The following is a 24,469-nucleotide window of genomic DNA, read 5'->3' on the forward strand; positions in this document are numbered from 1 at the left end:
GATGATCAATTCGCCCCGAGTGTGTATTCAGGTTCAAAGCGTCTACATTGAGGCACAATCTTCACCTGATAATGAACGTTACGTTTTTGCTTATACCGTAACCATACGCAATCTGGGGCGAGCGCCAGTGCAGTTGTTGGGGCGTTACTGGCTGATCACCAATGGCAATGGCCGTGAAACCGAAGTCCAGGGCGAAGGAGTGGTTGGCGTCCAGCCACTTATCGCGCCTGGCGAAGAGTACCAGTACACCAGCGGTGCAATCATTGAAACCCCGCTGGGCACCATGCAGGGTCACTACGAAATGATCGATGAAAATGGCGTCCCTTTCAGCATCGACATTCCCGTATTCCGACTCGCCGTTCCCACACTCATTCATTAAAAGAATATGGCGACATACCTTATTGGCGACGTTCATGGTTGTTACGATGAACTGATCGCATTGCTGCATAAAGTAGAATTTACCCCTGGGAAAGATACCCTCTGGCTAACGGGCGATCTGGTCGCGCGCGGCCCGGGTTCGCTGGATGTTCTGCGCTATGTGAAATCCTTAGGCGACAGCGTACGTCTGGTGCTGGGCAATCACGATCTGCATCTGCTGGCGGTATTTGCCGGGATCAGCCGCAATAAACCGAAAGATCGCCTGACACCGCTGCTGGAAGCGCCGGATGCCGACGAGCTGCTTAACTGGCTGCGTCGCCAGCCTTTGCTGCAAATCGACGAAGAGAAAAAGTTGGTGATGGCCCACGCAGGGATCACGCCGCAGTGGGATCTACAGACCGCCAAAGAGTGCGCGCGCGATGTAGAAGCGGTGCTATCGAGTGACTCCTATCCCTTCTTTCTCGACGCTATGTACGGCGATATGCCAAATAACTGGTCACCGGAATTGCGGGGGCTGGGAAGACTGCGTTTTATCACCAACGCTTTTACCCGTATGCGTTTTTGCTTCCCGAACGGTCAACTGGATATGTACAGCAAAGAATCGCCGGAAGAGGCCCCTGCCCCACTGAAACCGTGGTTTGCGATTCCTGGCCCTGTCGCTGAAGAATACAGCATCGCCTTTGGTCACTGGGCATCGCTGGAGGGCAAAGGTACGCCGGAAGGTATATACGCGCTGGATACCGGCTGCTGCTGGGGTGGTACATTAACCTGCCTGCGCTGGGAAGATAAACAGTATTTTGTCCAGCCGTCGAACCGGCATAAGGATTTGGGCGAAGCGGCGGCGTCTTAAACACAGCCTGATATAGGAAGGCCGGATAAGACGCGACCGGCGTCGCATCCGGCGCTAGCCGTAAATTCTATACAAAATTACCGCCGCTCCAGAATCTCAAAGCAATAGCTGTGAGAGTTCTGCGCATCAGCATCGTGGAATTCGCTGAATACCGATTCCCAGTCATCCGGCTCGTAATCCGGGAAATGGGTGTCGCCTTCCACTTCTGCGTCGATATGCGTCAGATACAGTTTTTGCGCTTTTGGCAAGAACTGTTCATAAACGCGACCGCCGCCAATCACCATGATTTCTGGTACGTCACCACACGCCGCGATGGCTTCATCCACCGACTTCACCCACGTTACGCGATCGTCCGTACCCGGTTGACTGCTGAGGATAATATTTTTGCGTCCTGGCAACGGACGACCGATTGATTCCCAGGTATGGCGGCCCATAATCACGGGTTTATTTAAGGTGTTGCGTTTAAACCAGGCGAGATCGGCAGGCAGGTTCCACGGCATGGCGTTTTCCATGCCGATAACGCGATCTACCGCTAACGCCGCAATCAGACTGATCATTGAGATTTCCCGATAAAAAAAATTGTCGCCACTATACGTAAAGCGTAAACCGTCGTCGACTGGTGCGAGGATGATGTTGAGGAAAATTTTATATTCTGCTGGCGAGTCCACGCTCTCTCCCTGGACTCGCCGCATTACAATGAAACAAAAACAAACAGTTAGCTGTAAAGTGTGATTTACGTCACTCTTTATTAGGATGAGGGTTTCGTTTCCGGTTCATCCGCCATGTTGCCGGTATGTTTACCTTCTTCGGTTCCCTGCCAGCCATGTCGTTGAATTAATGACAGATGTTCGCGGTCCTCGGTAATGATCTCACTTAACATCGCGCTGGTGCGTTTATAGACCGCCGCGCGGGCTTTGGTGTCGTTCTCAACCATTGCCATCTCTTCCACCATCTGAATATTAAAGCGGCGGAACACATCGGCACGTTCTCGCGCTTCATACGGCCCCAGACCTAAACTTTCCAGTGCCAGACGCCCGGTTTTCAGCGCACCTTCGAAGGTTTCACGCTCCGGCTTTTCAACGCCTGCCTGACGCAAACGAATGTAGTGGTCGACATCGCGGGCGCGGGCAATAATCTGCAAATGCGGGAAATGTTCTTTCACCATCTCTGTCAGTTGCAGGTTGGTTTGCGGATCGTCGATGGCGTTAATCAGCACTTCCGCTTTCGCCGCTCCGGCAGATTCCAGTAAATCCATCCGCGTGGCATCGCCATAAAACACTTTCATACCAAATTTACGCAAGGTTTCGATATGGTCCGGATCGTGATCGAGTACCACCATTTTCACCCCGCTGGAGAGCAGTAAACGTCCGGTAATCTGCCCAAAACGACCGAATCCGGCGATAATCACGCGCGGCTGTTCTTCGTCGATCTCATCGGCTTCACGCGCTTCCTCAGTAGAAGATTGCTCAAGGCGATTGAGGATCACCAGCAGAATCGGCGTTGCTGCCATCGACAGCGCCACCGCCAGGGTCAGCGATTTCGCCCACTCCGGCTCCAGCACATTCGCCATCTGCGCCGCGCCAAATACCACAAAGGCAAACTCACTGCCCTGCCCTAACAACACCGCAAACCAACGACGCTGTTTATTTGGCACTTGCAACGGTCGGGCAATCAGCCACAGCATGGCGATTTTGATGATGAGGAAACCGAGCAGCAAAATGACAATGCGCAATGGGTTTTCAAGCAGCGTGCCAAAGTCTATCGACATGCCAACACCGATGAAAAACAGCCCCAACAGCAAACCTTTAAATGGTTCGATATCGCTCTCCAGCGCATGACGGTATTCCGAGCTTGCCAGCAGTACGCCCGCCAGAAACGCGCCCATCGCCATCGACAAGCCGACCTCTTCCAGCAGCAAACCAAAGCCAAACACGAGGAATAACGCCACGGCACTAAACACTTCCCGCAAGCCAGAGCGGGCTACAAAACGCAGCGCCGGACGCGTGACATAGCGCCCCAGCAATACCACCAGCACCAGCGCACCCGCCACTTTTAACGCCGAGAGAGCAAATGCGCCCATCGTCGTCGAGGCACTGCTCGTTGCCAGTAGCGGAATCATCGCCACCAGCGGGATCGCCGCGATATCCTGGAACAGCAGCACCGCAAAGGCACTGCGACCCATTTGCGTCACCATCAGATTGCGTTCATTCATCGCCTGCATGGCAATCGCCGTAGAGGAGAGCGCCAGCGTCATGCCGATCAATTCCGCGACCTGCCAGCGCAGCCCAAGTAACATGCAGAACAGCCCCAGCAGGCCGCCGCAAATCACCATCTGCAATGCGCCACAGCCGAACACTGCCGCACGCAGCTTCCACAGCCTTTGTGGATCGAGTTCGAGGCCGATAATAAACAGCATCAGCACCACCCCAATCTCGGCAAAGTGCAGAATAGATTCGGCATCGGTCACCAGTCGCAGCCCCCACGGGCCAATAATGCAGCCGGCGATCAGGTAGCCAAGTACCGATCCCAGACCAAGACGTACCGCAATGGGTACAATCAGCGCTGCCGAACCGAGATAAATCAGCGCCTGAATCAGCGTATGGCTATCCATGATGGGCCTCCTGCCATTCCAGCAGACGTTGCTTATAGTGACGCGCCTGCCCTTCGAGGGTTTCGTCGTCACAAATAAAGGTGCAGTGCATGGCAAACGGTGGCAGCCAGTTCAGCCCGCAGTAGATTGCCGTCGCCTGTAGCGGCTGCGACAGCACATCAAAGCCCGGATGCGCACCAATTTCAAAATGGCTTTCCCCGCCGCCGGTCGTCACCGCCCACAGCAAATGTTTGCCATGCAGCGCCTTGCCGCCGTGACCGTAAGCCCAGCCGTGCGACAAAACTTTATCGATCCAAAGTTTAAGAAGCGGAGGAATGCTGTACCACTGCATCGGATGCTGCCAGACGATCAGATCGGCGCGAGACAGCGCCTCCTGCTCGGCGGCAATATCGATATTGAAGTCAGGATAGAGTTGATAAAGAGAGCGAATTTCGACGCCTTCCAGCGTCCTTGCCTGTTCAAGCATCCGTTTATTCGCATGGGAATGATGCGGATACGGATGCGCATAAATTATAAGAATCATAGGTAGCCCGCGTGATTACGCCTTTGTTTTCCCACAAAGTGTAGTCATATATTCACGCGGCTTATAGTCAATAATATTGATTCAGAAAAGAGAGAAATCTGAACAATTTACCCCATTCTCTGCCCGCGGATCGTCATATTGCTGGTCTGCGCCAGTGACATCCCTCGAGTCTCCGGGGCAAACGCTACGGAAATCAACAAGCCAAACAGCGAGATACCCGCCCCCATTAGCATCGTGTTACTGATACCGTAATTATTGATAAAGATCGGTAGTGCCCAGGTCGAAACAATGGTGCCAATACGACTTAAGGACATAATCACGCCCACGGCAGAGGCGCGGATATCTGTCGGGAAGAGTTCATTAGGATAGAGCCACTGCAAATTACCCGGCCCGCCAGAGAAAAAGGCATACACCGCAAAGGCCATCACTACCAGCCAGATCCCCATATCCGGGATTAGCCCCAAAACCGCCAGCGCCAGCGTCATCATGGCAAAGCTGCCAATCAACAATGGACGCCGTCCGGCAGTGTTTAACCACAGCATCGGCGGAATACAGCCGAGCATAAAGAACAGGCTAATCACCACATTCCCTAGTGCCGCGTTTTTGCCAACCCCCAATCCCAACAAACCAACGATTTGCGGGCCAAAGGTGTAAATGGCGAACATTGGGATCACCTGGCAGGTCCAGATGGCGGCAACAAACAGAACAAAAGGAAAATGGCGGCGATTAAACAGATCGCGAAAACGGGTTTGCTGCGGCTGCTCTTCATCGAAAGCCACCGGTTCGCCAAACAGTTTGATCATCATCTCTTCGCACTCTTTTACTCGCCCTTTGCGTAATAACCAGCGGGGAGATTCAGGCAGTTCGAATCGACCAATCAAAATCAACAAACAGGGGATCGCCGCGCTACCCAGCATCCAGCGCCAGCCGCCTTCCACATCATAAAGCCAGTAGCCGACCAGATCGGCACAGGTCGCGCCGACATACCACATCGCGGCAATAAAGCTGATGGAAAACGCCCGCTGACGGGTACTGGAGAACTCGGTGATCATTGAGGTGGCGATGGGATAATCTGCACCGATGACAATGCCGATAAGTACCCGCATCACCAACAGTTCGACGGGGGATGAAACAAACATCGTCGCCACCGATATCACGCCGATGGCGATGATATCAATGAGGAACATTTTGCGCCGTCCGACTTTATCGGAAATATAACCAAACAGCGATGTGCCAACGAACAGCCCGGCGAGCGTTCCCGCGCCCAGCAAGCCAATCCAGTCAGCGTCCAGTTTCAGCGCCGGCGTCAGTTGCTCCAGCGCCACGCCAATCATTACCAGTACATAACCATCCAGAAACGGACCACCGCTTCCCCACAGCAAAATGCGGCGGTGAATAGAGGAGAATTTGAGATCGTCAAAGTTTCTGGACGGTTGCATGGTTATTCCTGTTTTTTGCAATGAGAGTCAGTGCGGCGTTACGTATCAAACCAACATCAGCCGTAACGGAACTCCACACCAAAGGTGCCGCGCGGGTATTCCCACTGTTCCAGCGCCGACCCCAGCCCCAGAATGCGACAGGTGCCGCACTCCAGACATCCGGCGTAATCGAAGCGCACACTGCCGTCATCCTGCTTCTTGTACAGACCTGCGGGGCACGCTTTCACCAGCAGCTCCAGCGCCTGTTTATCAGCATCGGCCTTCACAACAATGTGCGGATGCTCTTCATCGACATTGAATTTATTGACGCCCAGTTTGACGTCCACATTGACGGGAGAAGTCATAAAACGGTCACTCCTTTCATGCCATCCTTGATTAGATTGATGAAGCCCACTTTCTTGCCGTGGCGGAGGATTTTCTTGCGCATCAGTTCCGGCGCGCTGCCATCAATGGTGAACAGGTCACGCGCCACACCCACCGCCAGCTCCGGGTAGCCGCTAAACATGCGTGGGTTATCAAGGAACGCCGGTAGTTTCTGGTACATACGCATATCGCGCAGCGGACCACTCTCAAGATGCTGACGATATTCCGCCAGTTTTTGCTTACTGAAATCGTCGCTTTTCATCGCTGAAAGCACGGTTTTTGCTGCGGCTTCCCCGGCGGCAATCGCCAGATCCATACCGCGAATGGTAAAACCGAGGTTCATACACATTCCGGCGGCATCACCGGCAATCAATACGCCGTCACCAACCAACTCCGGCAGCATGTTGATGCCTGCTTCCGGCACTACGTGAGCGGAATATTCCACCAGCTTGCCGCCCGCGATCAGCGGTGCAACGGCCGGATGCTGTTTGAAATCTTCCAGCATTTGCGGCACCGATTTTTTCGCGTCATGCAGATGATGCAAACCACAAACCAGCCCCAGCGACAGGGTGTTTTCATTGGTATAAAGGAAGCCGCCGCCCATCAGGCCATCGGTGGGTGATCCCGCAAACAGGCAAGCCGCCCCCTGATTACCCTGCAACTGAAAACGGTCTTCAATAACCGACTTCGGTAACTCGATCAGTTCCTTCACGCCAACCGCCACATCCGTCGGTTTGACGCGTTTTGCCATCCCCAATTTTTCGGCAAGGATGGAGTTCACCCCATCAGCAAGGATCACCGTTTTCGCTTCAATCACATCGCCATCGGCTTCTACACCGACGACTTTGCCATCGCGCTGTACGAGGTTATCGACGCGGATCCCGGTAATTAACTGCGCGCCCGCTTCTTCGGCCTGCTCCATCAGCCAGGCATCAAATTTACTGCGCAAAACGGAGTAAGAACGCTGGGATGGCGAGGTTTCGTCACCATTGCAGTAGTCCATAGTCATCGCTGACTTTTCCGTCATAAACGCGAGTTTTTCATGGGTGATCAGGCGTTCTACGGGGGCGGAGTCGGCGAAACCAGGAATAATGTGTTCCAGACTGTGGGCATAGAGACGCCCGCCGGTGACGTTCTTGGCACCTGCGGAATTGCCACGCTCGATAACTAACACTTGCGCACCTTCGCGGGCGAGCACCAGTGCGGCAACCGAACCGGCAAGCCCTGCACCGACGATGATGGCGTCAAAGATATCTTCGGACATAAGAGCTCCCTGTCAGCGGCAGGGCCAAAATGCAGCCCTGCCAGAGTGGATCAACGCGCTAAAGCTGCGGTCAGCGCCGGAAGGATCTTCACGGCGTCGCCAACAATGCCGTAATCCGCGTACTGGAAGATCGGCGCATTTTTATCTTTATTGATGGCGAAAATGGTTTGCGACGCGTTAGCGCCAACCATGTGCTGGATCTGCCCGGAGATCCCCACCGCCAAGTACAGTTCAGGTTTCAGCATCAGGTTGGAGATACCGACATAGCGTTCGTGCTCCATCCATTTTTCGTTTTCCGCCACCGGACGAGAACAGGCCAACTCCGCACCTATCGCCTTGCAAAGCTGTTCTGCCAGCGCAATGTTCTCTTTGCTGCCAATACCGCGACCGACGCTGACCACCAGACGGGCTTTGTCGAGATCGACGCTGTTGCTCTGGCGCGCCTGGGTTGCCGTGCGGGTAATCGCCACAGCCGGAGCCTGCCACTCCACGGTGTGCGTTTCGCCAGTGCGTGACGCGTCTGGCTGAGCCGCATCGAACGTGCCGCTGCTGATGGTCAGTACCGCATACGGCGTGGCAATGCGTTCTTCGCCAATCGCCAGACCACCGTAAACCATGTGTTTCACTGTCGCTTTACCGTCCTGTACGCTGACGGTGCTGGCATCGTTAGACACCGCCGCTTTAAGGCGATAACCCAGTTTTGCCGCCAGTAATTTGCCGCGACGGGTGTTTGGCAGCAGCACCAGGCCGTCTGCGCCGTGCTGGCGAATAGTGTCAGCCATGACACCGGCGTAATCTTCGATCATCCGATCGTCCGGTTTGCCGTTTAATTTCCAGACATGATTAGCGCCGAGCTGGATTGCCTGTGCGCCGTCGGCATCATTGAGGACAAAGGTGTTGATTTGATTAGCTAAAGCCTGCGCACCGTTCATCAGTTCCGGCAGACGAGAAGGGGTATCGCTGAATACCCAGACTTGAGAAAACGTGTTCATAGCATCCCCTGTAATTAAATGACTTTGCGAAGATTTTCAGCAAATGCGGCGATCTGTTCTTCGCCGTCGCCTTCAATCACGATGCGCTGACGTTCGCGCTGTTTCGGCGCGGCAACCTGTTGTTCTGACCAGGCTGCCTCTGCGTTAAAACCAATATCCGCCGCCGACCATACCTGGACGGGCTTTTTCGCCGCGCCGAGAATGGCTTTCATCGAAGGAATTTGTGGGGAATTGATATCAGTGGAAACAGCAACAACCGCAGGCAGCGGAATGCTTAAGGTTTCGGTTTCATCTTCCAGTTCGCGCTCAACGGTGAGGGTATCTGCAGTCAGGGAGATAATTTTGCTGACGCCGTTAACTGCCGGAATATTGAGGATTTCGCCCACCAGCAGACCAACCTGCTGGGCATAAAGGTCGGAAGAACCATCGCCACAGAGGATCAAATCAAAGCCTGCTTTCTGGGCGGCTGCAGCCAGTGCGCTCGCCGTTTGTTGCGGCAGTGCCTGCTCGAACTGGTCATCAATTACCACAATCAGTTCATCCGGGCCGCGCGATAACACATCTTTACGCCCTTTGGCGTTGGTCAGGGCTTTACCGCCCACACTTAAGGCTGTCACCTGCGCCTCTGCTGCCTGTTGCTTTAGCTGGCAAGCCGCTTCAATAGCGTTGAGATCGTATTGGCTTATTTTGGCATCGGCTTTGCTGAAGTCTAATGAACCATCAGCATTATTGACCGCAATATCCTGTTCATCAGGCACGCACTTATAGCAAGTAATAATCTTCATTGCATCTCCAGAAATCATGAAGGAAACGTCGTTCATATCGGTGGTGTTAATTACAGATATCACGCCCTTTAATTTGGAAATAAAACTTTAATCACCAATATTGAAAATGTCACACGCAGATAAATCCAACTTTCAATATTGTTAAGTTCCTCACCAATATTGAAAACACGGCGTAGCAAAAAGAAATTTTCAATATTGTTTTATGGATCACCAATATTGAAAGTCAGATGTTATTTTTTTACTCACAATAGAGCATAACAAACTGATTATTAATCAAAATTAACGAAAAAACGCCCTCTATTCACCCGAAACAAAAATGTGATACCAATCACAGAATACAGCTTATTGAATACCCATTATGAGTTAGCCATTAACGCGTCCACGAGGTTAATAATAATTATATTAAATGTTAACAAAAATAAAACAAACGGGAACGCAAAATAAATATTCGTTTTCACAGTGGAATTAACTCATGAAGAATGAAAAGAGAAAAACGGGAATAGAACCGAAGGTTTTCTTTCCGCCGTTAATAATCGTCGGCATACTTTGTTGGCTTACAGTCAGAGATCTGGATGCAGCGAATGTCGTTATTAATGCTGTATTCAGTTACGTCACCAATGTATGGGGATGGGCATTTGAATGGTATATGGTGGTGATGCTTTTCGGTTGGTTCTGGCTGGTGTTTGGCCCGTATGCCAAAAAGCGTTTAGGTAACGAACCGCCAGAATTTAGCACCGCCAGTTGGATCTTTATGATGTTCGCCTCCTGTACGTCTGCTGCCGTACTGTTCTGGGGATCGATTGAGATCTACTACTACATCTCCACCCCGCCGTTTGGCTTAGAACCGAACTCGACAGGGGCGAAAGAGTTGGGGCTGGCTTACAGCTTGTTCCACTGGGGACCTCTGCCGTGGGCCACTTACAGCTTCCTTTCAGTCGCCTTCGCTTACTTCTTCTTTGTCCGCAAAATGGAAGTGATTCGCCCCAGCTCGACACTGGTGCCGCTGGTAGGTGAAAAACACGCCAAAGGGTTGTTCGGCACTATCGTCGACAACTTCTATCTCGTCGCCTTGATCTTCGCGATGGGTACCAGTCTGGGCCTTGCCACGCCGCTGGTGACCGAGTGTATGCAATGGTTGTTTGGCATTCCGCATACCCTGCAACTGGACGCTATCATCATTACCTGCTGGATTATCCTCAACGCCATTTGCGTCGCTTGCGGTCTGCAAAAAGGGGTACGTATCGCCAGTGACGTGCGTAGTTACCTGAGCTTCCTGATGCTGGGTTGGGTGTTCATTGTCAGCGGTGCCAGCTTCATCATGAACTACTTCACCGATTCGGTGGGGATGTTGCTGATGTATCTGCCGCGCATGTTGTTCTATACCGATCCCATCGCTAAAGGCGGCTTCCCGCAGGGCTGGACCGTGTTCTACTGGGCATGGTGGGTGATTTACGCCATCCAGATGAGTATCTTCCTCGCCCGCATCTCCCGTGGTCGTACTGTGCGTGAACTGTGCTTCGGCATGGTGCTGGGGCTGACAGCGTCAACCTGGATCCTGTGGACCGTGCTCGGTAGTAACACTCTGCTGTTGATGGATAAAAACATCATCAACATTCCAAATCTGATCGAACAGTACGGTGTGGCGCGCGCCATCATCGAAACCTGGGCCGCTCTGCCACTCAGCACCGCCACCATGTGGGGCTTCTTCATCCTCTGCTTTATTGCCACCGTTACGCTGGTTAACGCCTGCTCTTATACCCTGGCGATGTCCACTTGCCGCGAAGTACGCGATGGTGAAGAACCACCGCTGCTGGTGCGTATCGGTTGGTCAATTCTGGTTGGCATTATCGGTATTGTTCTGCTGGCGCTCGGCGGCCTGAAACCGATTCAAACCGCCATTATCGCCGGAGGATGCCCGCTGTTCTTCGTCAACATTATGGTGACGCTCTCCTTTATTAAAGACGCGAAACAGAACTGGAAAGATTAATTAACCCCCAAAATATCAAGAGGTTGAAAGATGGATTTTAATTTAAATGATGAGCAGGAACTGTTTGTCGCCGGTATCCGCGAACTGATGGCCAGCGAAAACTGGGAGGCCTATTTTGCCGAGTGCGACCGTGACAGCGTCTACCCGGAACGTTTTGTCAAAGCACTGGCGGATATGGGTATCGACAGTCTGCTGATCCCTGAAGAGCACGGTGGTCTGGACGCGGGGTTTGTTACTCTCGCCGCCGTGTGGATGGAGCTGGGACGTCTGGGGGCACCAACCTATGTGCTGTACCAGTTGCCGGGCGGGTTCAACACCTTCCTGCGCGAAGGCACACAAGAGCAGATCGACAAAATTATGGCTTTCCGCGGCACCGGTAAGCAGATGTGGAACTCAGCGATTACCGAACCGGGCGCGGGCTCCGACGTGGGTAGCCTGAAAACGACTTATACCCGTAGAAATGGTAAGATTTATCTTAATGGTAGTAAGTGTTTTATTACCAGCAGCGCCTACACCCCGTACATCGTGGTGATGGCGCGCGACGGGGCTTCTCCGGACAAACCTGTCTACACCGAATGGTTTGTTGATATGAGCAAACCGGGCATCAAAGTGACCAAACTTGAAAAGCTCGGTCTGCGTATGGATAGCTGCTGTGAAATCACCTTTGACGACGTGGAACTGGACGAGAAAGACATGTTCGGTCGGGAAGGTAACGGCTTTAACCGCGTCAAAGAAGAGTTCGACCATGAACGTTTCCTGGTAGCCCTCACCAACTACGGTACGGCGATGTGCGCCTTTGAAGATGCGGCGCGCTACGCCAATCAGCGCGTGCAGTTTGGCGAGGCTATTGGTCGTTTCCAGTTGATTCAGGAAAAATTCGCCCACATGGCGATCAAATTAAACTCCATGAAAAACATGCTGTATGAAGCAGCGTGGAAAGCAGACAACGGCACCATCACCTCTGGCGATGCAGCGATGTGCAAATACTTCTGCGCCAATGCGGCATTTGAAGTTGTGGATAGCGCAATGCAGGTGCTGGGCGGTGTCGGGATTGCGGGCAACCACCGCATCAGCCGCTTCTGGCGTGATCTGCGTGTAGACCGCGTCTCCGGGGGATCTGACGAAATGCAGATCCTGACGCTGGGTCGTGCGGTGCTGAAGCAATACCGCTAAGTCCGTGCGCTGCCTGATGCGACGCTGATGCGTCTTATCAGGCCTACGGGAGCACGAATGTAGGCCGGATAAAGCGTTTACGCCGCATCCGGCAGTCATGCGCTACATAAATTTTTCAGGAGCAAATAATGGATCATCTACCCATGCCGAAATTCGGGCCGTTGGCCGGATTGCGCGTTGTCTTCTCCGGTATCGAAATCGCCGGACCGTTTGCCGGGCAAATGTTCGCAGAATGGGGCGCGGAAGTTATCTGGATCGAGAACGTCGCCTGGGCCGACACCATTCGCGTTCAACCGAACTACCCGCAACTCTCCCGTCGCAATTTGCACGCGCTGTCGTTAAATATTTTCAAAGATGAAGGCCGCGAAGCGTTTCTGAAATTAATGGAAACCACCGATATCTTCATCGAAGCCAGTAAAGGTCCGGCCTTTGCCCGTCGTGGCATTACCGATGAAGTACTGTGGCAGCACAACCCGAAACTGGTTATCGCTCACCTGTCCGGTTTTGGTCAGTACGGCACCGAGGAGTACACCAATCTTCCGGCCTATAACACTATCGCCCAGGCCTTTAGTGGTTACCTGATTCAGAACGGTGATGTTGACCAGCCAATGCCTGCCTTCCCGTATACCGCCGATTACTTTTCTGGCCTGACCGCCACCACGGCGGCGCTGGCAGCACTGCATAAAGTGCGTGAAACCGGTAAAGGCGAAAGTATCGACATCGCCATGTATGAAGTGATGCTGCGTATGGGCCAGTACTTCATGATGGATTACTTCAACGGCGGCGAAATGTGCCCGCGCATGAGCAAAGGTAAAGATCCCTACTACGCCGGTTGCGGTCTGTATAAATGTGCCGACGGCTACATCGTGATGGAACTGGTGGGCATTACCCAAATTGAAGAGTGCTTTAAAGATATTGGCCTCGCACATCTGCTTGGCACGCCAGAAATCCCGGAAGGCACTCAGCTTATCCACCGTATCGAATGCCCTTACGGCCCACTGGTTGAAGAGAAACTCGATGCCTGGCTGGCGACACATACCATCGCGGAAGTAAAAGAACGCTTTGCTGAACTGAATATCGCCTGCGCCAAAGTGCTGACCGTACCGGAACTGGAAAGCAATCCACAGTATGTGGCTCGCGAATCAATCACTCAGTGGCAAACGATGGATGGTCGCACCTGCAAAGGGCCGAACATCATGCCGAAATTCAAAAATAACCCCGGACAAATCTGGCGCGGAATGCCCTCACATGGCATGGACACGGCTGCCATTTTGAAAAATATCGGCTACAGCGAAAACGACATTCAGGAGTTGGTCAGCAAAGGTCTGGCCAAAGTTGAGGACTAAACGCGTGGCGTCAGTCGGCTTGCCTGACTAGCGCCCGCCCAATAACAAACGAACAAAAATGGATAGAGGTGCAATGGATATCATTGGCGGACAACATCTACGTCAAATGTGGGACGATCTTGCGGACGTTTACGGTCATAAAACGGCGCTGATTTGTGAATCCAGCGGCGGAGTCGTTAACCGGTATAGTTATCTTGAGTTAAATCAGGAGATTAACCGCACGGCAAACCTGTTTTATACGCTGGGGATTCGCAAAGGCGACAAGGTTGCACTACATCTCGACAACTGCCCGGAATTTATCTTTTGCTGGTTCGGGCTGGCAAAAATTGGCGCGATTATGGTGCCGATTAACGCCCGCCTGTTGTGCGAGGAAAGCGCGTGGATCCTGCAAAATAGCCAGGCGTGCCTGCTGGTGACCAGTGCGCAATTCTATCCTATGTATCAACAGATTCAGCAGGAAGATGCCACTCAATTGCGGCACATTTGCCTGACAGATGTGGCACTTCCCGCTGATGATGGCGTGAGTTCGTTTACTCAACTGAAAAATCAACAACCTGCCACCTTGTGCTATGCACCGCCGCTATCGACTGACGATACGGCGGAAATTCTCTTCACCTCCGGCACCACCTCCCGACCGAAAGGTGTGGTGATTACCCATTACAACCTGCGCTTCGCTGGATATTACTCCGCCTGGCAGTGTGCACTGCGTGACGATGACGTCTACCTGACGGTAATGCCTGCGTTTCATATCGATTGCCAGTGTACTGCGGCGATGGCGGCGTTTTCTGCCGGGGCCACCTTTGTGCTGGTCGAGAAATACAGCGCCCGCGCCTTCTGGGGACAGGTACAGAAGTACCGCGCCACCGTTACCGAATGTATTCCGATGATGATCCGTACGTTGATGGTACAGCCGCCTTCAGCGAACGATCAGCAACACCGCCTGCGGGAAGTGATGTTTTATCTCAACTTGTCGGAGCAGGAAAAAGATGCGTTTTGTGAACGCTTCGGCGTTCGCTTGCTGACGTCTTATGGGATGACGGAAACCATTGTGGGCATTATCGGCGATCGTCCTGGCGATAAACGACGCTGGCCGTCGATTGGTCGGGTGGGGTTTTGCTACGAAGCGGAGATCCGCGACGATCACAATCGCCCGCTCCCGGCTGGTGAGATCGGTGAAATCTGCATTAAAGGCATACCTGGGAAAACCATCTTCAAAGAGTACTTTCTCAACCCACAAGCCACTGCGAAAGTGCTGGAAGCCGATGGCTGGCTGCATACCGGCGATACCGGATACCGCGACGAAGAGGGCTTTTTTTATTTCGTCGATCGCCGCTGCAATATGATTAAACGTGGCGGCGAGAATGTCTCCTGCGTGGAGCTGGAAAATATTATCGCCGCGCACCCGAAAATTCAGGACATCGTGGTTGTGGGTATTAAAGATTCGATTCGCGATGAAGCCATCAAAGCATTTGTGGTGCTGAATGAAGGTGAAACATTGAGCGAAGAGGAATTTTTCCGCTTCTGCGAACAAAATATGGCGAAATTTAAAGTGCCCTCTTATCTGGAGATCAGAAAAGATCTGCCACGTAATTGCTCGGGGAAAATAATTAGAAAGAATCTGAAATAAATGAAACAGCAGGGAACTACCCTGCCAGCTAATAATCACACTCTAAAACAATATGCATTTTTTGCAGGGATGTTGTCGTCCCTGAAAAAGCAAAAATGGAGAAAAGGAATGAGTGAATCATTACATCTGACCCGCAATGGATCAATTCTGGAAATTACCCTTGATCGTCCAAAAGCGAATGCTATTGATGCAAAAACCAGCTTTGAAATGGGCGAAGTATTTCTAAATTTCCGTGACGATCCGCAATTACGTGTCGCCATTATTACCGGTGCCGGAGAGAAGTTCTTTTCCGCGGGCTGGGATTTAAAAGCGGCAGCAGAAGGCGAAGCACCGGATGCTGACTTTGGTCCGGGTGGTTTTGCGGGATTAACCGAAATTTTCAATCTCGACAAACCGGTTATCGCAGCTGTGAACGGCTATGCCTTTGGCGGCGGCTTTGAACTGGCGCTGGCGGCAGATTTTATTGTTTGTGCCGATAACGCCAGCTTCGCCCTGCCGGAAGCCAAACTGGGTATCGTTCCTGACAGCGGCGGCGTGCTGCGTCTGCCGAAGATCCTGCCGCCTGCCATCGTCAATGAAATGGTGATGACCGGCAGACGAATGGGCGCAGAAGAGGCGCTGCGTTGGGGGATAGTCAACCGCGTGGTTAGCCAGGCGGAACTGATGGATAACGCCCGCGAACTGGCGCAGCAGCTGGTTAACAGCGCTCCGCTGGCGATTGCGGCGCTGAAAGAGATCTACCGCACCACCAGCGAAATGCCGGTAGAAGAAGCGTATCGCTATATTCGCAGCGGCGTGTTGAAACACTATCCATCGGTTCTGCATTCGGAAGATGCCATAGAAGGGCCGCTGGCGTTTGCCGAGAAGCGCGATCCGGTGTGGAAAGGACGTTAACAACCGTGAGCTATTACGCCTTTGAGGGGTTAATTCCGATAGTTCACCCGACGGCGTTTGTCCATCCCAGTGCAGTATTGATTGGCGATGTGATTGTGGGAGCCGGTGTCTACATCGGCCCACTCGCCTCACTGCGTGGTGACTACGGGCGGTTGATCGTGCAAGCGGGAGCCAATATTCAGGATGGCTGCATTATGCATGGCTACTGCGACACTGACACCATCGTTGGGGAAAACGGCCATATCGGGCACGGAGCGATCCTGCATGGTTGTGTGATTGGTCGCGATGCATTGGTCGGGATGAACAGCGTGATTATGGATGGCGCGGTCATTGGCGAAGAGAGCATTGTTGCCGCCATGAGCTTTGTCAAAGCAGGCTTTAGCGGCGAGAAACGCCAGTTGTTGATAGGTACTCCAGCCCGCGCTGTACGCAGTGTTAGTGACGACGAGTTACACTGGAAACGGTTGAATACCAAAGAGTATCAGGATCTTGTCGGGCGCTGTCATGCATCGTTACATGAAACGCAGCCGTTGAGGCAAATGGAGGAAAATCGCCCCCGTTTGCAGGGGACGACGGATGTGACGCCGAAACGGTGATCTTGCCGGATGCGGCGTAAACGCCTTATCCAACTCTGCTGGAGAGCAACCGTAGGCCGGATAAGATGCGCCAGCATCGCATCCGGCGATAGCTGTCGGATGCGGCATAAACGCCTTATCCAACCCGGCTGGAGAGCAACCGTAAGCCGGATAAGATGCGCCAGCATCGCATCCGGCGACCAGGTCGCACGGTATCATCGAAATGACATTAACGACGCATACTCTTTGACAACATCATCTGCCACTTCTGCTCGCGGTTAAGTTCCGTGAGCGGAACGGCAGGAATACGCGGTGTCTTTCTTACGCCGACTAATTTTTCCCGACTGTTATTGCGCAGGCGCGCGTAAATTTGCTCATCGATATCGACCACTTTAACCAGTCGCTGACACTGGCATCCCCGCCCTTCCAGCTTATTAGGGATCATCTTAACTTCGCAGCTTATTTCTGTGACTTCCGACAGAATATAAGTCAGGGTATTAACCGCCTTGCTGTGTTCAATATCGAAATGAATAGAGATCTCTCTTGCTATCACCCACCGATTTTCAGCCATCATCCATTCGGCGATTAACAAGTAGAGTGGTTTTTCAACATATCCTTCACACATACGAACTCCAGTTTCACAAATTAAAAGTCTGGCTATGACTCGTTTTGAAGCAATTAAACAAGGCCATATTAAAATTGTGGATATATCGATAGTATGCAACTTCACCGTCGATAAGTGTGAGCTAAATCCTGCTTATGTCATCAAAAATATCGATTCCCCAAAAGATTTACTTAATGGGCAAAAAAAAACGGTCCTCATCAGAGAACCGTATTAGTTATTCGATCAAATTAGCGGATGAAAAATATCTGCCATGACACGCTATTATTTGATCTGTGCGTGCATTTCCTGCACCGAAATTACTTTTTCAGTCGCATCGGCATTCAGCGCCATCGCGGTGGCAAAGCCGCCGTTCAGGGTGGTGTCGTAATGCACTTTATATTGCAGCGCACTGCGACGAATCACGCGGGAGTCTTCAATCGCACGACGGCCTGAGGTGGTGTTGATGATGTAGGTATATTCGCCATTCTTGATACGGTCCTGAATGTGCGGACGGCCTTCATGCACCTTGTTTACCAGACGCGGGTTGATACCTGCTTCGCCCAGCACAATCGCCGTGCCGTGGGTCGCATCCAGCTCGAAGCCCTGTTTCAGCAGTTTTGCCGCCAGGTCCACCACGCGTTCTTTATCGCCTTCGCGCACGGAAAGCAGCGCACGACCGTGTTTCTTCATGGTGGAGTTGCTGCCCAGCTGCGCTTTGGCAAACGCTTCAGCGAAGGTGCGGCCCACGCCCATGACTTCCCCGGTAGAGCGCATTTCTGGCCCTAACAGCGGGTCAACGCCCGGGAATTTATTGAACGGCAGCACCACTTCTTTCACCGAGTAGTACGGCGGGATAACTTCTTTGGTTACGCCCTGCTCAGCCAGCGATTTGCCAGCCATCACGCGCGCCGCCACTTTTGCCAGCGGTACGCCGGTGGCTTTGGAGACGAACGGAACGGTACGCGCCGCACGCGGGTTAACTTCAATCAGGTAGACTTCGTTGTTTTTCACCGCAAACTGCACGTTCATCAGGCCGCGCACCTGCAATTCGAAGGCCAGTTTCTGCACCTGCTGGCGCATCACATCCTGAATTTCCTGACTTAAAGTGTAGGCTGGCAGCGAACATGCGGAGTCACCGGAGTGCACGCCCGCCTGCTCAATATGCTCCATGATGCCGCCAATCAGCACCATTTCGCCGTCGCAGATGGCGTCCACATCCACTTCTACCGCGTCATCGAGGAAGTGGTCCAGCAACACTGGCGCATCGTTAGACACGCTGACCGCCGTCTGGAAGTAGCGACGCAGGTCTGCTTCGTCATAGACGATTTCCATCGCCCGACCGCCGAGAACGTAAGACGGACGTACCACCAGCGGGTAGCCAATCTCTTTCGCCTTCTCTACCGCCATTTCGATAGCGGTAACGGTGGCGTTCGCCGGTTGCTTCAGTTTCAGGCGGTCAACCGCGTGCTGGAAGCGTTCACGGTCTTCCGCACGGTCGATAGCATCCGGGCTGGTGCCGATAACCGGTACGCCAGCGGCTTCCAGTGCACGCGCCAGTTTCAGCGGGGTCTGACCGCCGTACTGAACGATAACGCCTTTCGGCTTCTCAATACGCACGATTTCCAGCACATCTTCCAGGGTTACCGGCTCGAAGTAGAGGCGGTCGGAAGTGTCGTAGTCGGTGGAGACGGTTTCCGGGTTACAGTTAACCATAATGGTTTCGTAACCGTCTTCGCGCAGCGCCAGCGAGGCGTGTACACAGCAGTAGTCGAATTCGATACCCTGACCGATACGGTTCGGGCCGCCGCCGAGAACCATGATTTTTTCACGGTCGGTAGACGGATTCGCTTCGCACTCTTCTTCATAAGTGGAGTACATGTAAGCGGTGTCGGTGGCGAACTCTGCCGCACAGGTATCCACGCGCTTATAAACCGGGTGCAGGTCATACTGGTCGCGCAGCTTGCGGATTTCCGCTTCGCGCACGCCCGCCAGTTTTGCCAGACGCGCATCGGCAAAGCCTTTGCGTTTCAGCTGGCGCAGGAATTCAGCGTTCAGGCCAGTGATGCCCACTTCCGCTACTTTCTCTTCCAGACGCACCAGTTCTTCAATCTGTACCAGGAACCAGCGGTCAATATTGGTCAGGTTGAAGACGCCGTCCACAGACAGGCCCGCACGGAACGCATCGGCGATGTACCAGATACGATCTGCGCCTGCGTCTTTCAGTTCGCGACGGATTTTGGTTAACGCTTCCGGGTCATCCAGGCTCACTTTCGGGTCGAATCCAGTCGCACCGACTTCCAGGCCGCGCAGCGCTTTTTGCAGGGATTCCTGCTGCGTGCGACCAATCGCCATCACTTCGCCAACCGATTTCATCTGAGTGGTCAGACGGTCGTTAGCACCGGCGAATTTTTCGAAGTTGAAGCGAGGAATTTTAGTAACCACATAGTCGATGGACGGCTCGAAGGAGGCCGGAGTACGTCCGCCAGTGATGTCGTTCATCAGTTCGTCGAGGGTGTAACCCACCGCCAGTTTCGCCGCCACTTTAGCAATCGGGAAACCGGTCGCTTTCGACGCCAGCGCCGAAGAACGGGACACGCGTGGGTTCATTTCGATAACAATCAGACGACCGTTTTTCGGGTTCACCGCAAACTGAACGTTGGAACCACCGGTTTCAACGCCGATTTCACGCAGCACCGCCATCGAGGCGTTACGCATGATTTGATATTCTTTGTCGGTCAGCGTTTGGGCTGGCGCGACAGTGATGGAGTCACCGGTGTGGATGCCCATCGCATCGAAGTTTTCGATAGAGCAGACGATGATGCAGTTGTCGTTTTTATCACGCACCACTTCCATCTCGTACTCTTTCCAGCCGATCAGCGACTCATCAATCAGCAACTCTTTGGTCGGAGAGAGATCCAGACCGCGGGCGCAAATTTCTTCAAACTCTTCACGGTTATAAGCGATACCGCCGCCGCTACCGCCCATGGTAAAGGATGGGCGAATAATGCACGGGAAGCCCACGTCAGCGGCAACCGCCAGCGCTTCTTCCATCGTGTGTGCGATACCGGAACGCGCGGTTTCCAGACCAATTTTCTTCATCGCTACGTCGAAACGACGGCGGTCTTCTGCTTTATCAATCGCATCGGCAGTGGCACCAATCATGGTGACACCGAACTCTTCCAACACGCCCTGACGTTCCAGCTCCAGCGCGCAGTTCAGCGCCGTCTGACCGCCCATCGTTGGCAGCACCGCGTCCGGGCGCTCTTTTTCAATAATCTTGCGTACAACTTCCCAGTGAATCGGCTCGATGTAGGTTGCATCAGCCATTTCCGGGTCGGTCATGATGGTCGCCGGGTTGGAGTTCACCAGAATGACGCGGTAACCCTCTTCACGCAGGGCTTTACACGCTTGCGCGCCAGAGTAGTCAAACTCACACGCCTGACCGATAACAATCGGGCCCGCACCCAGAATCAGGATACTTTTTATATCTGTACGTTTTGGCATGGCTCTTTTACTCCTGATTACTTAGCGGTTTTACGGTACTGCTCAATTAACTCGATAAAGTGGTCGAACAACGGCGCGGCGTCGTGTGGACCAGGGCTGGCTTCAGGGTGCCCCTGGAAGCTGAATGCCGGTTTATCGGTGCGATGAATGCCCTGTAACGTACCGTCGAACAGGGATTTATGCGTGACACGCAGGTTTGCAGGTAATATTGCTTCGTCCACCGCAAAACCGTGGTTCTGGGCGGTGATCATTACCACGTTTTTCTCCACATCTTTAACCGGATGGTTGCCGCCGTGGTGACCAAATTTCATTTTGACAGTCTTCGCACCGCTCGCCAGCGCCAGCAGCTGATGACCGAGACAGATGCCGAATACCGGAATATCGGTTTCGAGGAATTTCTGGATGGCGGTAATGGCGTAATCGCACGGGGCCGGGTCGCCAGGACCGTTGGAGAGGAAGATGCCGTCTGGATTCATTTTCAGCACATCTTCCGCAGAAGTTTGCGCCGGAACGATGGTCAGGCGACAGCCTCTATCCACCAGCATCCGCAGGATGTTGCGCTTGGCACCAAAATCATAAGCCACGACGTGGAACGGCAGCTCGTCTTCTTTTTTCGCTTCTGGCAGGCCACCGGTCAACGTCCAGCTCCCTTGTGTCCAGCTATAGGCTTCTGCGGTGGTCACTTCTTTTGCCAGATCCATGCCATTCAGACCTGGGAACGCGCGGGCTTTTTCTAACGCCAGCGCCGCATCCGGGTTATCGCCCGCGATAATGCAGCCATTCTGTGCGCCTTTCTCGCGCAGTAAACGCGTCAGCTTACGGGTATCGATATCGGCAATCGCCACGATGTTATGGCGTTTCAGGTAAGAAGAGAGGTCTTCGGTATTACGGAAGTTGCTGGCAATCAGCGGCAGGTCGCGAATCACCAGACCTTGTGCATGTACCTGAGAAGATTCTTCATCGGCGTCATTGGTGCCGACATTGCCAATATGGGGATAAGTAAGAGTAACGATTTGACGAGAATAGGAAGGATCAGTGAGGATTTCTTGATAACCGGTCATTGAAGTATTGAAAACGACTTCCCCAACCGCCGAACCTGTTGCCCCTATGGCCCGACCGTGAAACTGGGTTCCGTCTTCCAGAACCAATAGCGCTGACTTAATCAAAACACCCTCCAGAGAATATTCACTCACTTTATTTGCATATTAATTCACAATGATGACGTAAATCAATGCAAATCTGCTTACCGACGAATTTCTGGCAAACGGCGGCATTCTGGAGATATGGGCGCTAAAAGTCAACTTAATGGCGGGATTTTTTATATTATTTTGTGGCTCATGCATGTTTTACAGGCATTAAGCGACAAAAAGATCATCTAACCTGTTCTGGAAAACGCTTGTGCAGCAAGAAGATTGCATGAAATAAAAACGAGCAGAAAAAAGTGGACCAAATGGTCAAAATTTACATTAAAACAACAAAAACAGAAGACAAAACATGTAATTTTTGGCACTTATAGACAATTTAAAAACATAATACCAAAAATAAAAGGGCCAAAAATTAAAGCCCTTTATAATCAATAAATTAAATGTGTTATTTTTGCACCATAACAAATATTTTGTGGTTACAAATTATTGAGATTAAGTACATCTCGCATATCAAAAAGACCGCTTTCCTTACCACTCAACCACAAAGCCGATCTTACCGCGCCGTTAGCAAATGTCATACGGCTGGACGCCTTATGGGTGATCTCCAGACGCTCGCCAATATCGGCAAACATCGCGGTATGTTCACCAACGATGTCACCTGCACGCACGGTGGCAAAACCAATGGTGCCAGGCACACGTTCACCGGTGTGGCCTTCACGACTGTAGACCGCGCAATCTTTCAGATCTTTATCAAGGGCGTGGGCGATCGCCTCTCCCATTGCCAGTGCGGTGCCTGACGGCGCATCAACTTTATGTCTATGATGTGCTTCAATAATTTCGATATCGGTGTAGTCACCCATCACTTTGGCTGCTTTCTCCAGCAGCTTAAGCATGACGTTAACGCCAACGCTAAAATTGGCAGCAAAGACAATCGCAATATCGGCAGCGGCGTCACGAATTGCTTGTTTACCGGCTTCGTCAAACCCCGTAGTGCCGATCACCATCCCTTTGCCATGCTGGCGACAAAAAGCGAGATGGTTCAGCGTACCTTCCGGACGGGTAAAATCGATAAACACATCAAAATCATCTTTTACCGCATCGAGGCTGCTTTGCACGGTAACGCCTGTTTTCCCGGCTCCGGCCAGCTCACCGGCGTCGCTGCCCAGTAAAGAAGATCCTTCACGCTCCAGCGCAGCGCCCAACTGCACGCCCTCTAATGCCAGCGCCGCCTGAATCAACTGGCGGCCCATACGCCCCCCGGCTCCCGCGATGGCAACGCGGATGTTTGCATCATGCATAGCTATTCTCTTTTGTTAATTTGCATAGACCGTTTTCAGAGTAACCAGCGCATCGCTACGCCGCCAGCCAAAAACGCTGATAATTAGAAATTAATGATAAACAGGGAGGGATATCAGTGAAAGGCATGAGTCGATGAATGACTGCATGCCGATAACATGTGACAGGTTACGGCACCAGAGCCAGCACCTCAGCTACCCACTGCTGGAAGCCTTTTACATTCAGATCCAATGCCACCTGTACATTGGCTGGTTTGCCCAAGCAACCGTCGATATCAACCACCGTCGTGCCTGAGGTAAATTCGCCTTGAGTTTCTACCGCGACAAAACACGGCTTGAGGGTGAATAAGTCCGGGCGCACCAGCCAGGCGATGGCGCAGAGATCGTGCATTCGCAGACCGCTTTGCATACTGCCGCTACGGTAGTGGCTAAACAGGGCGTGGAGCATTTTTCCGGTGCGATTCAACTCCGGCAAAGTAGCGAGATAGTCAGGGGTTAATATTGCCTGATTGGTGACATCCAGACCGCACATGACAATTTCGATTCCGCTACGGAAGACACAGGCAGCCGCTTCTGGATCGGCAGCGATATTAAACTCGGCGTTTGGTGTGCAGTTGCCGCGACCGGCAGAACCACCCATGATCACCAGACGGCGAATATGCGGTTTGCATTCCGGGCATTGTGAAAGTAACAGCGCAATATTGGTTAACGGGCCGATGGCTACCAGAGTAACAGGCTCTGGTGCACGCATCAGGGCATCCCGAATCGCCAGAAACGCCGGTATCCCGAGTGGCTTTCGGTTGTGCTCAACAAAGTCGTAGCCAGCCATTCCCGATTCGCCGTGCACAGATGCCGCATCACGCGGTGCGCGTACCAGCGGCACAGCGGCTCCCTGGGCGAGCGGAATCTCCGCATTCCAGAAATGCAGCAGTTGCAGGGCATTGCGGGTGGTTTTCTCTACCGAAACATTACCCGCGACAGTGGTCATCAGTTGCAGGTCGAGTTCGGGGGCAAAAATCGCGGCGGCAATGGCGACGGCATCGTCAATGCCGGGGTCAGTATCGAGGAAGATAGGTAAACGCATGTTTTCTCCATAAAAAATGCCGGTAACAAG

At 52.7% G+C, this 24,469-nt stretch carries 21 protein-coding genes; 8 read left to right on the forward strand and 13 right to left on the reverse strand.

Annotated elements, in window-relative coordinates; all coding sequences use genetic code 11:
- Position 1: 1 nt before the first annotated feature.
- Both apaG and apaH read left to right on the forward strand, forming a co-directional pair.
- Entirely contained in the window at positions 2 to 379 is a 378-nt protein-coding gene (gene apaG / locus ACU8XX_RS20455; protein ID WP_000610901.1) for a Co2+/Mg2+ efflux protein ApaG, read from the forward strand.
- 6 nt (positions 380 to 385) lie between these two features.
- Positions 386 to 1,228, forward strand: coding sequence for a bis(5'-nucleosyl)-tetraphosphatase (symmetrical) ApaH (apaH, locus tag ACU8XX_RS20460; RefSeq protein WP_000257192.1), 843 nt, complete (start codon positions 386 to 388; stop codon positions 1,226 to 1,228).
- Between the two features lie 77 nt (positions 1,229 to 1,305).
- Here the strand turns inward: apaH and folA are convergent, their stop codons facing one another.
- From folA to ACU8XX_RS20500, 8 genes are all read right to left on the reverse strand, one after another.
- On the reverse strand, positions 1,306 to 1,785 hold the full coding sequence (gene folA / locus ACU8XX_RS20465; protein ID WP_000624375.1) for a type 3 dihydrofolate reductase: 480 nt from the start codon (positions 1,783 to 1,785) through the stop codon (positions 1,306 to 1,308).
- A gap of 191 nt (positions 1,786 to 1,976) precedes the next feature.
- Positions 1,977 to 3,839: a glutathione-regulated potassium-efflux system protein KefC gene (gene kefC, locus ACU8XX_RS20470; RefSeq protein WP_000377098.1), complete on the reverse strand. Its 1,863-nt coding sequence runs from the start codon at positions 3,837 to 3,839 to the stop codon at positions 1,977 to 1,979.
- Positions 3,832 to 4,362 carry a glutathione-regulated potassium-efflux system oxidoreductase KefF gene (kefF, locus tag ACU8XX_RS20475; protein ID WP_000600735.1) on the reverse strand — a complete coding sequence of 177 codons (531 nt, stop codon included), beginning with the start codon at positions 4,360 to 4,362 and terminating at the stop codon, positions 3,832 to 3,834. The genes kefC and kefF overlap by 8 nt, the downstream gene beginning before the upstream one ends.
- Positions 4,363 to 4,469: 107 nt before the next feature.
- Positions 4,470 to 5,801: an MFS transporter gene (locus ACU8XX_RS20480; RefSeq protein WP_001183198.1), complete on the reverse strand. Its 1,332-nt coding sequence runs from the start codon at positions 5,799 to 5,801 to the stop codon at positions 4,470 to 4,472.
- A gap of 56 nt (positions 5,802 to 5,857) precedes the next feature.
- The gene (gene fixX, locus ACU8XX_RS20485) at positions 5,858 to 6,145 is read right to left on the reverse strand and encodes a ferredoxin-like protein FixX (RefSeq protein ID WP_000203741.1); all 288 of its coding nucleotides are present in this window, start codon (positions 6,143 to 6,145) and stop codon (positions 5,858 to 5,860) included.
- On the reverse strand, positions 6,142 to 7,428 hold the full coding sequence (locus tag ACU8XX_RS20490) for an FAD-dependent oxidoreductase (protein WP_001287715.1): 1,287 nt from the start codon (positions 7,426 to 7,428) through the stop codon (positions 6,142 to 6,144). Before ACU8XX_RS20490 ends, fixX begins: the two co-directional genes overlap by 4 nt.
- A 50-nt stretch (positions 7,429 to 7,478) precedes the next feature.
- Entirely contained in the window at positions 7,479 to 8,420 is a 942-nt protein-coding gene (locus ACU8XX_RS20495; RefSeq protein ID WP_001091499.1) for an electron transfer flavoprotein subunit alpha/FixB family protein, read from the reverse strand.
- Positions 8,421 to 8,434: 14 nt separating this feature from the next.
- Positions 8,435 to 9,205 (reverse strand): electron transfer flavoprotein FixA, encoded by a 771-nt coding sequence (locus ACU8XX_RS20500; RefSeq protein ID WP_000692204.1) that lies wholly within the window; start codon positions 9,203 to 9,205, stop codon positions 8,435 to 8,437.
- Positions 9,206 to 9,677: 472 nt separating this feature from the next.
- On the opposite strand from ACU8XX_RS20500, the gene caiT reads away from it, so the two are divergent.
- From caiT to caiE, 6 genes are all read left to right on the forward strand, one after another.
- Positions 9,678 to 11,192 carry an L-carnitine/gamma-butyrobetaine antiporter gene (gene caiT, locus ACU8XX_RS20505; protein WP_000787109.1) on the forward strand — a complete coding sequence of 505 codons (1,515 nt, stop codon included), beginning with the start codon at positions 9,678 to 9,680 and terminating at the stop codon, positions 11,190 to 11,192.
- Positions 11,193 to 11,222: 30 nt separating this feature from the next.
- Positions 11,223 to 12,365 (forward strand): crotonobetainyl-CoA dehydrogenase, encoded by a 1,143-nt coding sequence (gene caiA / locus ACU8XX_RS20510; protein WP_000347117.1) that lies wholly within the window; start codon positions 11,223 to 11,225, stop codon positions 12,363 to 12,365.
- 128 nt (positions 12,366 to 12,493) lie between these two features.
- The gene (gene caiB, locus ACU8XX_RS20515) at positions 12,494 to 13,711 is read left to right on the forward strand and encodes an L-carnitine CoA-transferase (RefSeq protein WP_000349936.1); all 1,218 of its coding nucleotides are present in this window, start codon (positions 12,494 to 12,496) and stop codon (positions 13,709 to 13,711) included.
- Between the two features lie 73 nt (positions 13,712 to 13,784).
- Positions 13,785 to 15,338 (forward strand): crotonobetaine/carnitine-CoA ligase, encoded by a 1,554-nt coding sequence (caiC, locus tag ACU8XX_RS20520; protein WP_001338228.1) that lies wholly within the window; start codon positions 13,785 to 13,787, stop codon positions 15,336 to 15,338.
- Between the two features lie 108 nt (positions 15,339 to 15,446).
- Positions 15,447 to 16,232, forward strand: coding sequence for a crotonobetainyl-CoA hydratase (gene caiD / locus ACU8XX_RS20525; protein WP_001295419.1), 786 nt, complete (start codon positions 15,447 to 15,449; stop codon positions 16,230 to 16,232).
- Between the two features lie 5 nt (positions 16,233 to 16,237).
- Positions 16,238 to 16,828: a carnitine operon protein CaiE gene (gene caiE, locus ACU8XX_RS20530; RefSeq protein WP_012304918.1), complete on the forward strand. Its 591-nt coding sequence runs from the start codon at positions 16,238 to 16,240 to the stop codon at positions 16,826 to 16,828.
- Positions 16,829 to 17,036: 208 nt separating this feature from the next.
- Here caiE and caiF read toward each other — a convergent pair whose 3' ends face one another.
- From caiF to rihC, 5 genes are all read right to left on the reverse strand, one after another.
- Positions 17,037 to 17,432, reverse strand: a complete 396-nt coding sequence (gene caiF / locus ACU8XX_RS20535) for a carnitine metabolism transcriptional regulator CaiF (RefSeq protein WP_000333125.1) — start codon at positions 17,430 to 17,432, stop codon at positions 17,037 to 17,039.
- A gap of 261 nt (positions 17,433 to 17,693) precedes the next feature.
- Entirely contained in the window at positions 17,694 to 20,915 is a 3,222-nt protein-coding gene (carB, locus tag ACU8XX_RS20540; RefSeq protein WP_001126349.1) for a carbamoyl-phosphate synthase large subunit, read from the reverse strand.
- Between the two features lie 17 nt (positions 20,916 to 20,932).
- Positions 20,933 to 22,081: a glutamine-hydrolyzing carbamoyl-phosphate synthase small subunit gene (carA, locus tag ACU8XX_RS20545; RefSeq protein WP_001351917.1), complete on the reverse strand. Its 1,149-nt coding sequence runs from the start codon at positions 22,079 to 22,081 to the stop codon at positions 20,933 to 20,935.
- A 455-nt stretch (positions 22,082 to 22,536) separates the two neighbouring features.
- The gene (gene dapB / locus ACU8XX_RS20550; RefSeq protein ID WP_205962637.1) at positions 22,537 to 23,358 is read right to left on the reverse strand and encodes a 4-hydroxy-tetrahydrodipicolinate reductase; all 822 of its coding nucleotides are present in this window, start codon (positions 23,356 to 23,358) and stop codon (positions 22,537 to 22,539) included.
- A gap of 166 nt (positions 23,359 to 23,524) precedes the next feature.
- A complete protein-coding gene (gene rihC / locus ACU8XX_RS20555; protein WP_001239125.1) occupies positions 23,525 to 24,439 on the reverse strand; it encodes a ribonucleoside hydrolase RihC in 915 nt (304 codons plus the stop codon).
- Positions 24,440 to 24,469: the final 30 nt, after the last annotated feature.

Source organism: Escherichia sp. MAL-1 (assembly GCF_052948035.1).